The sequence below is a fragment of the Enterobacter sp. 6722112 genome, from assembly GCF_058661685.1.
This window is the reverse complement of the sequence record NZ_JBZWGR010000007.1, coordinates 3,331,987-3,345,807: the sequence shown is the minus strand read 5'-3', so window position 1 is coordinate 3,345,807 and position 13,821 is coordinate 3,331,987. Positions and strand designations below refer to the sequence as shown.

General features: G+C 55.7%; 13 protein-coding genes. 8 read left to right on the top strand and 5 right to left on the bottom strand.

Annotated features, from left to right (window positions below):
* Nucleotides 1-24 precede the first annotated feature (24 nt).
* On the top strand, nt 25-420 hold the full coding sequence (locus AC4OVU_RS17420) for a DUF423 domain-containing protein (RefSeq protein ID WP_003862756.1): 396 nt from the start codon (nt 25-27) through the stop codon (nt 418-420).
* Nucleotides 413-1,513, top strand: coding sequence for a 23S rRNA (cytidine(2498)-2'-O)-methyltransferase RlmM (gene rlmM, locus AC4OVU_RS17415; RefSeq protein ID WP_003862754.1), 1,101 nt, complete (start codon nt 413-415; stop codon nt 1,511-1,513). Before AC4OVU_RS17420 ends, rlmM begins: the two co-directional genes overlap by 8 nt.
* 57 nt (nt 1,514-1,570) lie before the next feature.
* On the opposite strand, the gene xni is transcribed toward rlmM, so the two are convergent.
* The 5 genes from xni to queF all read right to left on the bottom strand — a co-directional run bounded on the left by xni (nt 1,571) and on the right by queF (nt 7,987).
* Complete coding sequence (gene xni / locus AC4OVU_RS17410) at nt 1,571-2,326, bottom strand: flap endonuclease Xni (protein ID WP_023295348.1); 756 nt, start codon at nt 2,324-2,326, stop codon at nt 1,571-1,573.
* Between the two features lie 112 nt (nt 2,327-2,438).
* Nucleotides 2,439-3,806, bottom strand: a complete 1,368-nt coding sequence (locus AC4OVU_RS17405; RefSeq protein ID WP_015571736.1) for an L-serine ammonia-lyase — start codon at nt 3,804-3,806, stop codon at nt 2,439-2,441.
* 62 nt (nt 3,807-3,868) lie between these two features.
* Nucleotides 3,869-5,158, bottom strand: coding sequence for an HAAAP family serine/threonine permease (locus AC4OVU_RS17400; protein WP_003862749.1), 1,290 nt, complete (start codon nt 5,156-5,158; stop codon nt 3,869-3,871).
* A gap of 504 nt (nt 5,159-5,662) precedes the next feature.
* Nucleotides 5,663-7,027 (bottom strand): nucleotide 5'-monophosphate nucleosidase PpnN, encoded by a 1,365-nt coding sequence (gene ppnN, locus AC4OVU_RS17395; RefSeq protein WP_003862748.1) that lies wholly within the window; start codon nt 7,025-7,027, stop codon nt 5,663-5,665.
* A gap of 117 nt (nt 7,028-7,144) precedes the next feature.
* A complete protein-coding gene (gene queF, locus AC4OVU_RS17390) occupies nt 7,145-7,987 on the bottom strand; it encodes an NADPH-dependent 7-cyano-7-deazaguanine reductase QueF (protein ID WP_015571734.1) in 843 nt (280 codons plus the stop codon).
* 69 nt (nt 7,988-8,056) lie between these two features.
* Here queF and syd point away from each other — a divergent pair, with 69 nt between their 5' ends.
* The 6 genes from syd to AC4OVU_RS17360 all read left to right on the top strand — a co-directional run bounded on the left by syd (nt 8,057) and on the right by AC4OVU_RS17360 (nt 13,815).
* Nucleotides 8,057-8,602, top strand: coding sequence for a SecY-interacting protein (gene syd / locus AC4OVU_RS17385; RefSeq protein WP_017382836.1), 546 nt, complete (start codon nt 8,057-8,059; stop codon nt 8,600-8,602).
* 632 nt (nt 8,603-9,234) lie between these two features.
* The gene (locus AC4OVU_RS17380; RefSeq protein WP_017382834.1) at nt 9,235-9,564 is read left to right on the top strand and encodes a YqcC family protein; all 330 of its coding nucleotides are present in this window, start codon (nt 9,235-9,237) and stop codon (nt 9,562-9,564) included.
* Nucleotides 9,561-10,346 (top strand): tRNA pseudouridine(65) synthase TruC, encoded by a 786-nt coding sequence (truC, locus tag AC4OVU_RS17375; protein ID WP_045141978.1) that lies wholly within the window; start codon nt 9,561-9,563, stop codon nt 10,344-10,346. Before AC4OVU_RS17380 ends, truC begins: the two co-directional genes overlap by 4 nt.
* Before the next feature lie 15 nt (nt 10,347-10,361).
* Complete coding sequence (locus tag AC4OVU_RS17370; protein WP_015571732.1) at nt 10,362-10,811, top strand: flavodoxin; 450 nt, start codon at nt 10,362-10,364, stop codon at nt 10,809-10,811.
* A 308-nt stretch (nt 10,812-11,119) separates the two neighbouring features.
* Nucleotides 11,120-12,475 (top strand): galactarate/glucarate/glycerate transporter GudP, encoded by a 1,356-nt coding sequence (gene gudP / locus AC4OVU_RS17365; protein ID WP_003862734.1) that lies wholly within the window; start codon nt 11,120-11,122, stop codon nt 12,473-12,475.
* Nucleotides 12,475-13,815: an enolase C-terminal domain-like protein gene (locus AC4OVU_RS17360; RefSeq protein ID WP_045333289.1), complete on the top strand. Its 1,341-nt coding sequence runs from the start codon at nt 12,475-12,477 to the stop codon at nt 13,813-13,815. The genes gudP and AC4OVU_RS17360 overlap by 1 nt, the downstream gene beginning before the upstream one ends.
* The last annotated feature ends 6 nt before the right edge of the window (nt 13,816-13,821 follow it).

The following is a 13,821-nucleotide window of genomic DNA, read 5'->3' as shown; positions in this document are numbered from 1 at the left end:
CACGCATCAATTCAGGACTTAAACATGACCAGCCGATTCATGCTGATTTTCGCCGCGGTGAGTGGCTTTATTTTTGTAGCTCTGGGCGCGTTTGGCGCGCATGTCTTAAGCAAATCTCTGGGCGTTGTGGAGATGGGTTGGATCCAGACCGGCCTTGAATATCAGGCGTTCCACACGCTGGCAATTTTTGGGCTGGCGGTGGCGATGCAGCGCCGCATCAGCATCTGGTTTTACTGGAGCAGCGTCTTTCTGGCGCTGGGTACCGTACTGTTCAGCGGCAGTCTTTACTGTCTGGCGCTGTCGCATTTACGCCTGTGGGCGTTTGTTACACCTGTCGGCGGCGTCAGCTTCCTGGCGGGTTGGGTGTTAATGTTTATCGGAGCTATCCGTCTGAAACGCAAGGGCGTTGTTCATGAATAAGGTTGTTTTATATTGTCGCCCGGGGTTTGAGAAAGAGTGCGCCGCGGAAATCACCGATAAAGCGGCGAAGCGTGAAGTCTTCGGATTCGCTCGCGTCAAAGAGAACGCGGGCTATGTGGTATTTGAATGCTATCAGCCTGATGATGCCGACAAGCTGGCGCGCGAACTGCCGTTCAGCTCATTGATTTTCGCCCGTCAGATGTTTGTCGCGGGCGAACTGCTGAAAGATCTTCCGCCGGAAGATCGCATCACGCCGATTGTTGGCCTGTTGCAGGGTGTGGTGGAGAAGGGCGGCGATTTGCGCGTGGAAGTGGCCGACACCAACGAAAGCAAAGAGCTGATGAAGTTCTGCCGTAAGTTCACCGTGCCGCTGCGCGCGGCGCTGCGTGATGCGGGTGTGCTGACAAACTACGAAACGCCAAAGCGCCCGGTCGTGCATATCTTCTTTATTGCGCCAGGATGTTGCTACGCCGGCTACTCGTATACCACCAATAATTCGCCGTTCTTTATGGGGATCCCGCGTCTGCGCTTCCCGGCAGATGCGCCGAGCCGTTCAACCCTGAAGCTGGAAGAGGCGTTTCACGTCTTTATCCCGGCGGACGAGTGGGACGAACGTCTGGCAAACGGCATGTATGCCGTCGACCTTGGCGCATGCCCGGGCGGCTGGACCTATCAGCTGGTGAAACGCAATATGTGGGTTTCGTCTGTGGATAACGGCCCGATGGCGCAAAGCCTGATGGATACCGGGCAGGTCACCTGGCTGCGTGAGGACGGCTTCCGCTATCGCCCGAACCGCAACAACATCTCCTGGATGGTGTGCGACATGGTAGAAAAACCGGCGAAAGTCGCGGCGCTGATGGCCTCCTGGCTGGTGAACGGCTGGTGTCGTGAGACGATTTTCAACCTCAAGCTGCCGATGAAAAAGCGCTACGAAGAGGTGTCGCAGAACCTGGCCTATATTCAGCAGCAGCTGGACGAACACGGGATTAACGCGGAAATCCAGGCGCGTCAGCTTTATCACGACCGCGAAGAAGTGACGGTCCATATCCGTCGCTGGTGGGCGGCAGTGGGTGGGCGTCGCGACGAGCGATAACGTTTGTAACGCCCGGTGGCGCTGCGCTTACCGGGCCTACAAAATCGTGTAGTTGTTTTAACGTTCTAACCTTAACTGCTGTAAATTCCCGTCCAGCTGTAAATCCGTCTGTAGCGTCGCCACCTCCCGGCAGATAAACGCCATCTCTTTATGCGCCTCCAGCTTTTTGCGCCATTTTTCCGGCACTTCATCAAGCCTGGCGTAAATTCCTTCCAGACTCTGAAACTCCGTCAGCAGCTGTGCGGCGCTTTTGGGTCCAATACCGGCGACACCCGGCACTTTAGAGCTGCTGATCCCCGCCAGCCCCCAGTAATCCGGCAGTTGCTCAGGCGATACGCCAAACTCGCTGGCAATGAATGGCGCGTCCAGCCAGCGTTTTTGAAAGTAGTCCCGGATGCGGATCGTTGGAGAGAGCAGCTGGCAGTAACCTTTGTCGGTTGAAACGATAGTCGCCTGATGCCCGGCGCTCGCGACTTTAACCGCCAGCGTTGCGGCTAAATCGTCAGCCTCATTACCGTGGGCGCCCCAGCACGGAACGCCGCGCTGCTCAAAGGCCGCGCGGATAGCGGGCATTTCTGCGTGCAGATCGTCCGGCATCGGCGCTCGTCCGGCTTTGTAGTCCGGCAGGCGCTGGTGCCGCCAGCCGGTATTGCGTGCTTCATCGTCGAATACGGCAACAGCGTGGGTGGGTTCGCTATGGCGAATGAGCTGCTCCAGCGCGTGTAAACAGGTGTCCTTGCAGGGGGTGCCCTGTACTGCATGAATACGGCGAATCAGGTTAAGTGCATCGACGATAAGCAAATGAACGGCCACAGATAATCTCCCTTCTGTCTAATGGGTGAAGGGTAACACTGAGCGCAGCATGAAACTATGAATGGTGGGGAAAACAGGAAGAAGCCTCGCAAAACGAGGCTTCCTGAGAGGCTTAATCGCAGGTGACGATCTTCATCGCCAGGCCACCGCGGGAAGTTTCGCGGTATTTGGCGTTCATATCTTTACCGGTTTCGTACATGGTTTCGATAACCTTGTCGAGGCAGACGCGCGGTTCGCTGGTACGACGCAGCGCCATACGGGCCGCGTTCACCGCTTTCACAGAGGCGATGGCGTTACGCTCGATGCATGGCACCTGGACCTGTCCGCCGACCGGATCGCAGGTCAGCCCCAGGTTATGTTCCATGCCGATTTCCGCCGCAATACAAACCTGCGCAGGACTTGCGCCCAGTAGTTCGGCCAGACCCGCCGCCGCCATAGAGCAGGCGACGCCCACTTCACCCTGACAGCCCACTTCCGCGCCGGAAATCGAGGCGTTCATCTTGTACAGTGAGCCAATCGCACTGGCGACCAGCATATACCGCGCGAGTGAGTTTGCATTCACTTCACGGATAAACTTGTCGTAATACGCCAGAACCGCCGGAACAATTCCGCACGCCCCGTTGGTTGGCGCGGTGACGACGCGGCCACCCGCGGCGTTCTCTTCGTTCACCGCCAGCGCGAACATGTTGATCCAGTCGACGACGGCCATCGGGTCGGTGGTGGTTTTGTCGGTGCTGACCAGCATGCGGCGCAGCGCAGCCGCACGACGCGGAACACGCAGTTTACCCGGCAGCACGCCTTCGGTGGTGATCCCGCGCTCAATGCCGCTGCGCATCACTTCCCAGACGTTAGCGAAGTGCTGTTCCAGCTCCTCTTTGCTGTGCAGGGCCAGCTCGTTTTTCATCATCAGGCCGGAGAGAGAAAGCCCTGTCTCCTGGCAGTGACGCTGTAAGTCGGCCGCGTTTTTGTAAGGGTACGGCACATCAACGGCAGAATTGGTGCTTTGACCAAAATGGTCCTCGTCGACGATAAACCCGCCGCCGATGGAGTAATACGTCTGGCTGTAAACCGCTTTGTCGCCGGCCAGCGCGGTAATGCGCATGCCGTTTTCGTGAAGCGACAGGTTATCCGCATGGAAATTCATGCAGTGATCAACCGGGAATTCAACCTCATGCTCGCCGTTCGCCAGCAGCAAACGACCGTGGGTGTTCACGTCCTGGATAAAGCCAGGTATTGCATCAATATCAACGGTATCCGGCAGATTACCCGCCAGCCCCATGATAATGGCAATATCGGTATGGTGGCCTTTACCGGTCAGGGAAAGGGAACCATATACATCGACAACCACGCGGGTGATGTCGTGCAAAATGCCGCGTGCAATCAAGTCATCCGTGAATTGTTTACCGGCTTTCATTGGTCCGACGGTGTGAGAGCTGGAAGGACCAATACCGATTTTGAAGATATCGAATACGCTAATCATGATGCGTCCATTGCTTCAGTCAGAGGGGAGAAGTGCGCCGTCCGCAGACGGCGCAGGAGGTATTAGCTGAACAGCGAGTAGAAAATAGCGGAGATGGCAATCAGGCCCATCACAACAACGAACACGTTGCTGATATGGCCGCTGTATTTACGCATCGCAGGCACTTTCTGAATCGCGTACATCGGCATCAGGAACAGGATCATCGCGATAATTGGGCCGCCCAGGGTTTCAATCATGCCCAGAATGCTTGGGTTCAGGGTGGCTACCGCCCAGGTGGTCACCAGCATGAACAGCGCAGTGATTTTGTTCAGACGGTTGATTTCAATGGTCTTGCCTTTACCACGCAGAGATTTAATCACCATGCCGTTGAAGCCTTCACGTGCGCCCAGGTAGTGGCCCAGGAAGGATTTGGTGATGGCGATAATTGCGATGATCGGCGCCATCCACGCAATCAGCGGTGCGTTAAAGTGGTTTGCCAGGTAAGACAGAATAGAGATGTTCTGCTCTTTCGCCGCCGCCAGATCCGCCGGGGAGAGGCTCAGCACGCAGCTGAACACGAAGAACATTACGGTCAGTACCATCATGATGTGCGCGCGAGCCAGGATGCTGGAGCACTTCTTCTCTGCACCATTGCCGTACTCTTCACGCTTCGCTACTGCGAAGGAAGAGATGATTGGCGAGTGGTTGAAGGAGAACACCATCACCGGGATCGCCAGCCACAGGGTCAGCAGCAGACCGTTGCCGGTCGTGGATGCGCTGCTCAGAGACAGGGTTTCCAGCGCAGCGCCGTTCCACTGTGGGATCAGGTACAGAGCCAGCACCATCAGAGCCGCAACAAACGGGAACACCAGCACGCTCATCGCTTTCACAATCATCTGCTCGCCGAAGCGCACGATGGTCATCATACCAACGATCAGGATCAGGGACAGAATCGCACGCGGCGGCGGGGTCATCTGAAGCTGGTGCATCATAAAGCTTTCTACGGTGTTGGTGATAGCAACGCTGTACACCAGCAGAATCGGGTAAATCGCGAAGAAGTAGAGCAGGGTAATCAGCTTACCTGCGCCGACGCCGAAGTGTTCTTCGACGACTTCAGTGATGTCTTCGCCCGGGTTTTTACCGGACAGCACGAAGCGGGTCAGGCCTCGGTGCGCAAAGAAGGTCATCGGGAAGGCGATGAGGGCCATGATGATCAGCGGGATCATACCGCCGACACCTGCGTTGATAGGAAGGAACAGTACACCAGCGCCGATTGCTGTGCCGTATAGGCCAAGCATCCACATGGTATCCGTTTTGCGCCAACCGCTTCGGGATTCAATCGAAGCAACGGTGCTGGTTTGAGTGGTTTCCATCTGTATCTCCTGGAGGAAGCAAATTGTCAGGTTTTTAGTCAAATCCGATGAAAAAGCGCCTGACGGTAATATGAAATTCGTTCAGTGACGGTTTTTTAATAATTTTTGCCCGTAACTATTGGCGGGCGGAAAGATACATTCTAGTTATGAATCTATCAGTGATCGCGATCCCAAATGCAATAATCCACTTGTGATGTGGGTATCTTTAGACCATTTATCTGTTAAAAAAACATCAAAGAGAATTTACGGGCGCGAAGGCTACCATTAACGACATGTTTTCGAAAAGGTCGACCCGCGAGATAGGTGTCTTTCGCTGTAAAGAAATGGGATTTTAGGATTTTCTGGCGGGTAATTTCGATTAAGACTGATTATTTACGGTTTCAAAAACGAGGTAATCGTTTGCGCAGGCGTCAGATTTGTTAATAACATTGAAGATCGCTATGAATTGCAACACGAATAAAAAAGCCGGATGACGATCCGGCTTGAGAGGAGAGGAATGTCGCTTTACTTGATGATTTCGTAACACGGAATATAGGCAGAGCCTGGAAGCTTCATGCGGTGCTGAGCGACAAAGCCCTGCAACATATCATCCATGCGGCGCATCATCTCCGGATCACCGTGGATCTTATACGGGCCAAACTCTTCAATTGCGCGTATCCCCACCTCTTTCACGTTCCCCGCCACGATGCCAGAGAAGGCGCGACGCAGGTCGGCAGCCAGTACTTCCACCGGCTGATCCGGATAGAGTTTGAGGTTCGCCATGTTCTCATGCGACGGCTCGAAGGGGATCTGAAGATCCGGTGCGATACGGATGGACCAGTTAAAGCTGTAGGCATCCCCGGTATCACGACGATTCTCTTTCACCAGCGGCATTGCTTTTTTCATCTGACGGGCCACTTCTGCGGCATCGTCAATAATAATGCGGTAGTGACGGCGCGCGTCTTCGCCCAGCGTATGCACGATAAACTCGTCCAGCACGCGGAAGTAGTCGGCGCTCTCTTTCGGGCCGGTCAGGATCAGCGGCAGAACCTGATCTTTGTTGGCCGGGTTCATCAGGATCCCGAGCAGATAAAGCAGCTCTTCCGCCGTACCTACGCCGCCCGGGAAGATAATAATGCCGTGCGCGATACGGACAAACGCCTCAAGACGTTTTTCGATATCCGGCATAATAATCAGTTCGTTAACCAGCGGGTTAGGCGGCTCAGCGGCGATGATCGACGGCTCGGTCATGCCGATAAAACGGCCTTCTTTATAGCGTTGCTGCGCGTGACCTACTGCCGCGCCTTTCATTGGTGCTTCCATCGCGCCAGGACCGCAACCGGTACAGATATTCAGTTCGCGCAGGCCGAGCTGCGTCCCCACGCGGCGGGCATACAGGTATTCGGTTTCGTTAATAGAGTGACCACCCCAGCAGACGACCATGTTCGGCGCTTCGCCCACGTGCAGGGCGCGGGCGTTACGCAGAATGGAGAAGACCAGGTTGGTGATATGAACGGAACTTTCCAGGTCAAGATGCTGGAAACGTCCGGCGTTGCTGATCTGTCCGTTAACAAACAGAATGTCGCGCAGCACGGCAAACAGGTTGGCCTGAAGTGAGCGAATAATACGCCCGTCGACAAAAGCGTCTTCCGGCGGGTTGATCACTTCCAGCTTCACCCCGCGCTCGCGGCGCAGCACGTTGATATCAAAACTTTCGAAGCGGGACAGCAGCTCTTTACTGTTGTCGGTCAGGCTTCCGGAGTTCAGTACGGCAAGTGAACAGTTACGAAACAGTTGATAAAGGTCGCTACTGGCGGTGCGTTTAAGCATGTCCACTTCCAGCTGCGACAACATATCCATAGAGCCAAGCGGGCTAATATGTGTAATCAAGTGAGCTCCTTATGGGACGATTATCGTCTTTCCCTGTTGATTACAATAGCCCTGGCTTATGACGTTTCACAACACTTCGGGCGGAATACCGCCCGAAGTGTTGTGAAAATATTTATCTTACTGGCGCACCAGCCGTCCGGTGGCAGGCACAAAATCGGTATTGGTGCGCCACGGATTGATATCCAGGCCGCCGCGACGGGTGTAGCGGGCGTAAACGCTCAGCTTTTCGGGCTGGCAGAAACGCTGGATGTCGTTGAAGATGCGCTCCACGCACTGCTCGTGGAATTCGTTGTGATGACGGAATGATACCAGGTAACGCAACAGCTTTTCACGGTCAATCTGTGGGCCGCGGTACTGGATCTGTACCGAGCCCCAGTCCGGCTGATGGGTGATAAGGCAGTTGGATTTCAGCAGATGGCTGACCAGCGTCTCGTTGACCACTTTTCCGCCCGCCGCGTTTTCCAGGTAGTCGGTGCTAAATTCATAGCTTTCCACCTCAATGTCCTGATCGTCGATGCAGGTGCCGTGGAAATGGGCGACAGGCTGTCCTTCCAGCTCATGCAGACGGTATAACGAGACGGTTACGTTCCCCTGCGCGCACGCGCTTAAATCACGTTCAAGCGTCTGTTGCACCTCGTCCCAGCTGTTGAATTTGGTCTGGTTAAAGCTGTTGAGATAGAGCTTAAAGCTCTTGGATTCGACCAGGTTTACGCTGGCGTAATCCAGCTCGACGTGGCCCACGGCCACCTGCGGCAGACCGCGCGCATTCAGCCAGGAGAGTTCGTACAGCGTCCAGATGTCGCCGCCGACAAACGGCAGCGCGTCAGCGTGCAGCCCGAGCGGATCGCGGTTCAGACTGCGCGGCACGCCCTGCAACAGGCTTGCATCGTAGGTGTCGCGGTAATCGGTCGATTTACCCAGCGTTAAGCCCGTTAACGCCTGATGATTTTCGTAAGACATGTTTCATAGCCACTTTACAGGTACACTTATGGGCTGAGTTTATCCTGTCTTACAAGAAGAGAGAAATCGGTGGATATCGAAACTGCAAATGCCCTGACGTCCTTCACGACCCGCTATTGCGATGCCTGGCATGAAAAGCGGGGGACGTGGCCGCAAAGTACTGACTTATATGGCGTGCCGTCACCGTGCATTATCGCTTCGCAGGATGATTACGTTATCTGGCAACCGAAACCGTTCACGGGCGAGCAGAATGTAAATGCGGTTGAACGCGCGATGGACCTTGTGATACAACCTGCGCTTCATGCATTTTATACCACGCAGTTTGCCGGGGATATGACTGCATGTATTGCAGGACAGCCGCTGACGCTGCTGCAAACCTGGAGCGAAGACGATCTGCAACGCGTTCAGGAAAACCTCATTGGTCACCTGGTCACGCAAAAACGCCTTAAGCTCTCTCCGACTCTTTTTATTGCGACGCTCGACAGTGAACTGGACGTCATTTCTGTCTGCAACCTGTCTGGCGAGGTCATCAAAGAGACGCTCGGCACCCGCAATCGCGACGTTCTCGCGCCTTCACTTGCGGATTTTCTTACTCAAATTGAGCCGCTTCTGTAATCCATGATGCTACTGGACGTGTGAGAGATCTCTTACACGCTCTGTGAGACATCGCCGAAACAATTAGCGTTGCCTTAGGAATTTCAGATTAATATTAACTTTTCTTTCAACAGGTTAGTGGTTTTCTGAAAGGGAATCCCCCGTTTCGCCTGGCTTACATTGCTTACAAGGTGGGTTGTAAGACGAAGCAGAATAGCGGATTCTATCTGTGTCGACAGGATGCCGACACGAGAAACGAACATCAGGATGATGGCGTTTCTTACCAGGGACACGTCAGGATGACGCCGCAGGAAGGCTTCAGGATGAAGCAAAGTGGATCACGCAGGATGCGTAAGGGACACCTCCAGGAAGGAGAACGAGAGCCGGTCAGGATGGTCGGTGGGTCAGGATGGCCAGGACGTTTCAGGATGAAACCTACACATCAGGACGATGTGAGCAGGAAGCAAAAGGTAAAGGGATGACCAGGCCTTCGGGCATCAGGAAAAGTTGTCACGGATGAGCAGGGAGCACGTATTGTAGCTGGAATGCTGCGAAACGAACCGGGAGCACTGTTTTTACAGTGCTCCCTTTTTTTATTTCTGTCTTCCGCAATGCTATGCTTCGCGCCATTCCGTTTTTCAGTTGAGGTATATATGTCGCATCATGACAACGTTCGTGCGCAGTTGCACGCCATCGAAGCCCTTATGCGCCAGCATCAGCTGTGGCAGGATAACGCGCCGCAGCCAGACGCGTTCGCCAGCACCCAACCGTTTTGTCTGGATACGCTGGCCCCGTTCGAGTGGCTCCAGTGGGTCTTAATTCCGCGTATGCACGCGCTGCTGGAAGGTGGTCACGCGTTGCCCGCGTCTTTTGCCGTCTCTCCCTATTACGAAATGGCGCTGGAAGCGACCCACCCGGCGCGTGCCATGATGCTGGTGGAGCTGGAAAAGCTCGATGCGCTTTTCGCCGGTGACGATGCATGACGCTTGAGATCCTTTATCAGGATGAGTGGTTAGTGGCGGTGAATAAACCGTCCGGCTGGCTGGTGCACCGTAGCTGGCTCGATCGCGATGAGAAAGTGGTGGTCATGCAAACCGTGCGCGATCAGATCGGTCAGCACGTCTTTACTGCTCATCGTCTGGATCGGCCAACCTCTGGCGTTCTGCTGATGGGGCTTTCCAGTGAGGCGGGTCGACTGCTTTCGCAGCAGTTTGAGCAGCACCAGATGCAAAAGCGCTACCACGCCATCGTGCGTGGCTGGCTGACGGATTCCGCCACGCTTGATTATCCGCTGGTGGAGGAACTGGATAAAATCGCCGATAAATTTGCCCGCGAAGATAAAGGCCCGCAGCCTGCGGTGACCGACTATCGCGGTATGGCGACCACAGAACTGCCGGTGGCGACCAGCAAATTTCCGACCACGCGATACAGTCTGGTTGAGCTTTTGCCCAAAACCGGGCGCAAGCACCAGCTTCGCCGCCATCTTGCACATCTGCGCCACCCAATTATCGGCGACAGCAAGCACGGCGATCTGCGCCAGAACCGCAGCGCGGCCGAGCACTTTGGCTGTAACCGGCTGATGCTGCACGCCAGCGAGCTACGCCTGACGCACCCGTTTACCGGCGAACCGCTGACTATTCGCGCGGGGCTGGACGAGGTCTGGATGCAGGCGCTGTCACAGTTTGGCTGGCTGGGACAACTCCCCGAAAATGAAAGGGTTGAGTTTGCCGCAGTCAACGTTCAGGATGAACAGCAAGCGCAATAATTACGGGAGCAAAGCATGGCTGAAGTAGGCATTTTTGTCGGCACGATGTACGGCAACTCGCTGCTGGTGGCGGAGGAAGCGGAAGCAATCCTTGTAAACCAGGGCCATAAAGCAACGGTCTATGAAGATCCGGAGCTGGCGGACTGGGAAAAGTATAAAGATAAATACATCCTGGTGGTGACCTCCACCACCGGGCAGGGCGATCTGCCGGACAGCATCGTCCCGCTTTTCCAGGGCATTAAAGACCAGCTCGGCTATCAGCCAGATGTTCACTATGGCATCATCGCCCTCGGCGATAGCTCTTACGCTAATTTCTGCGGTGGCGGTAAACAGTTCGACGCGCTGTTGCAGGAACAGAGCGCTCAGCGCGTCGGAGAGATGTTGCTGATTGATGCGGGTGAACACCCTGAGCCAGAAAGCGAGTCAAACCCGTGGGTCGAGCACTGGGCAACGCTGCTTAAATAACCCTGCGCTATACCATTGGTAGGCCGGGTCAGGCGTAGCCGCCACCCGGCATTACACCCCGCCCCAAACGCCATTTCCGTGAACCACCTTCCACTCCTCTGGGCTTATGCCCTAAACAACCTCCCTCACGCCCTTCAATACTGTGTTTTTGCACGGTGAGGTGAAGAGGCACTCCTTCATATACTTTTCCCGTCACTATAAAACGGCTTCTGGCCGTACCAAAACCAAACACAAACCTCTCATTCTGATTACCCTACAGGTGCTGTACAGAATGAACCAGGCGAAAGCTATGTTTCAGGAGTGCAACAATGAGTACATTAAGCCACGCGGCGAGCAGCGCTGAGAAGCGCACCAACGCCCGCTACTGGATAGTGGTGATGCTGTTTATCGTCACCTCTTTCAACTACGGCGACCGTGCCACGTTATCCATTGCCGGCTCTGAGATGGCAAAGGACATCGGACTTGATCCGGTGGGTATGGGTTATGTTTTCTCCGCATTTTCATGGGCCTACGTAATCGGCCAAATCCCTGGCGGCTGGCTGCTGGACCGCTTTGGTTCAAAACGGGTCTATTTCTGGTCCATTTTCATCTGGTCGATGTTTACCCTGTTACAGGGCTTCGTGGATATCTTCAGCGGCTTCGGCATTATCATTGCGCTCTTTACCCTCCGCTTCCTGGTGGGCTTAGCGGAAGCGCCATCGTTCCCTGGCAACAGCCGTATTGTGGCCGCCTGGTTCCCGGCGCAGGAGAGGGGAACGGCGGTAGCCATCTTTAACTCGGCGCAATACTTTGCGACGGTTATTTTCGCGCCAATCATGGGCTGGCTGACGCATGAGGTGGGCTGGTCGCACGTCTTCTTCTTCATGGGCGGGCTGGGGATCGTCATCAGCTTCATCTGGCTGAAAGTGATCCACGAACCAAACCAGCATCCGGGCGTGAACAAGAAAGAGCTGGACTACATTGCTGAAGGTGGGGCGCTGATCAACATGGATCAGAAAACCCAGAAAGCTAAAGTTCCGTTCAGCCAGAAATGGGGGCAGATCAAACAGCTCGTCGGCTCACGGATGATGATCGGTATCTATCTCGGCCAGTACTGCATTAACGCCTTAACCTACTTCTTTATCACCTGGTTCCCGGTTTACCTGGTGCAGGCGCGCGGGATGTCGATTCTGAAGGCGGGGTTTGTCGCCTCCGTGCCGGCCATCTGTGGCTTCGTGGGCGGGGTGCTTGGCGGGGTCATCTCCGACTGGCTGATGCGTCGTACCGGTTCGCTGAATATTGCGCGTAAAACGCCAATCGTGCTCGGCATGCTGCTCTCCATGACCATGGTGTTCTGTAACTACGTCAGCGCGGAGTGGATGATTATCGGCTTTATGGCGATGGCCTTCTTCGGTAAAGGCATTGGCGCACTGGGCTGGGCGGTGATGGCAGATACCGCGCCGAAAGAGATCAGCGGCCTGAGCGGCGGTCTGTTCAACATGTTTGGCAACATTTCCGGCATTGTCACCCCAATCGCTATCGGTTACATCGTCGGCACCACTGGCTCCTTCAACGGCGCGCTGATTTATGTAGGCGTCCATGCGCTGGTGGCGGTACTCAGTTATCTGGTGCTGGTGGGTGACATCAAACGAATCGAACTGAAACCTGTTGGGGAGCGCGGATGATGACAACGCAATCAAGCCCGATCGTGACGGAGATGAAGGTCATTCCGGTGGCGGGGCAGGACAGCATGCTGCTCAACATTGGTGGCGCGCATAACGCCTGGTTCACCCGCAACATTGTGGTGCTGACCGACAGCGCAGGGAATACCGGCGTCGGGGAAGCGCCTGGCGGAGAGGTGATTTACCAGACGCTGGTCGACGCCATCCCGCAGGTGGTTGGGCAGGAGGTCGCCCGCCTGAACAAGGTGGTTCAGCGGGTGCATAAGGGTAACCAGTCGGCGGATTTTGATACCTTCGGCAAAGGCGCCTGGACGTTTGAACTGCGCGTTAACGCGGTGGCGGCGCTGGAGGCGGCCCTCCTCGATTTACTGGGCAAGGCGCTGAACGTGCCGGTCTGCGAACTGCTGGGGCCAGGCAAACAGCGTAATGCGGTAACGGTGCTGGGCTATCTGTTCTACGTTGGCGACCGGACGAAAACCGATCTGCCGTATCTGGAACGCTCGCCGGGCAGCCACGAGTGGTATCACCTGCGTCATCAGGAGGCGCTCTCTGGCGAGGCGGTGGTACGCCTTGCAGAGGCGGCGCAGGATCGCTACGGCTTCAAAGACTTCAAGCTGAAAGGCGGCGTTCTGCCCGGCGAGCAGGAGATTGACAGCGTGCGCGCGTTGAAAAAACGCTTCCCGGAGGCACGCATCACCGTCGATCCGAACGGCGCCTGGCTGCTGGATGAAGCTATCGCGCTGTGCAAAGGGCTGGGCGACGTGCTGACCTACGCGGAAGATCCGTGCGGCGCCGAGCAGGGATTTTCTGGCCGCGAGGTGATGGCCGAATTCCGCCGCGCTACCGGGCTGCCGGTTGCGACCAACATGATCGCCACCAACTGGCGTGAAATGGGCCATGCGGTGATGCTGAATGCGGTGGACATACCGCTGGCGGACCCGCACTTCTGGACCCTTTCCGGCGCGGTGCGCGTGGCGCAGCTGTGCGATGACTGGGGGCTCACCTGGGGCTGCCACTCCAATAACCATTTCGACATTTCGCTGGCGATGTTTACCCACGTTGGCGCGGCGGCGCCGGGCAACCCGACCGCCATCGATACGCACTGGATCTGGCAGGAAGGCGAAGCGCGCCTGACCAAAAATCCACTTGAAATCAAAAACGGCACAATTGCCGTACCGGATGCGCCGGGGCTGGGCGTGGAGCTTGACTGGGATCAGATCCACAAGGCGCATGAAGCGTATAAAAAACTGCCGGGCGGCGCGCGCAACGACGCAGGCCCGATGCAGTACCTTATCCCCGGCTGGACATTTGACCGTAAGCGCCCTGTATTTGGACGTCACTGATAAAAG

What these genes read in the sequence shown, in the direction of transcription:
- truC (WP_045141978.1), top strand. Translation starts at nt 9,561, where the DNA reads ATGACGCTTGAGATCCTTTATCAGGATGAGTGGTTAGTGGCGGTGAAT.
- AC4OVU_RS17400 (WP_003862749.1), bottom strand. Translation starts at nt 5,158, where the DNA reads ATGGAAACCACTCAAACCAGCACCGTTGCTTCGATTGAATCCCGAAGC.
- AC4OVU_RS17405 (WP_015571736.1), bottom strand. Translation starts at nt 3,806, where the DNA reads ATGATTAGCGTATTCGATATCTTCAAAATCGGTATTGGTCCTTCCAGC.
- queF (WP_015571734.1), bottom strand. Translation starts at nt 7,987, where the DNA reads ATGTCTTACGAAAATCATCAGGCGTTAACGGGCTTAACGCTGGGTAAA.
- AC4OVU_RS17360 (WP_045333289.1), top strand. Translation starts at nt 12,475, where the DNA reads ATGACAACGCAATCAAGCCCGATCGTGACGGAGATGAAGGTCATTCCG.
- gudP (WP_003862734.1), top strand. Translation starts at nt 11,120, where the DNA reads ATGAGTACATTAAGCCACGCGGCGAGCAGCGCTGAGAAGCGCACCAAC.
- AC4OVU_RS17380 (WP_017382834.1), top strand. Translation starts at nt 9,235, where the DNA reads ATGTCGCATCATGACAACGTTCGTGCGCAGTTGCACGCCATCGAAGCC.
- AC4OVU_RS17370 (WP_015571732.1), top strand. Translation starts at nt 10,362, where the DNA reads ATGGCTGAAGTAGGCATTTTTGTCGGCACGATGTACGGCAACTCGCTG.
- rlmM (WP_003862754.1), top strand. Translation starts at nt 413, where the DNA reads ATGAATAAGGTTGTTTTATATTGTCGCCCGGGGTTTGAGAAAGAGTGC.
- AC4OVU_RS17420 (WP_003862756.1), top strand. Translation starts at nt 25, where the DNA reads ATGACCAGCCGATTCATGCTGATTTTCGCCGCGGTGAGTGGCTTTATT.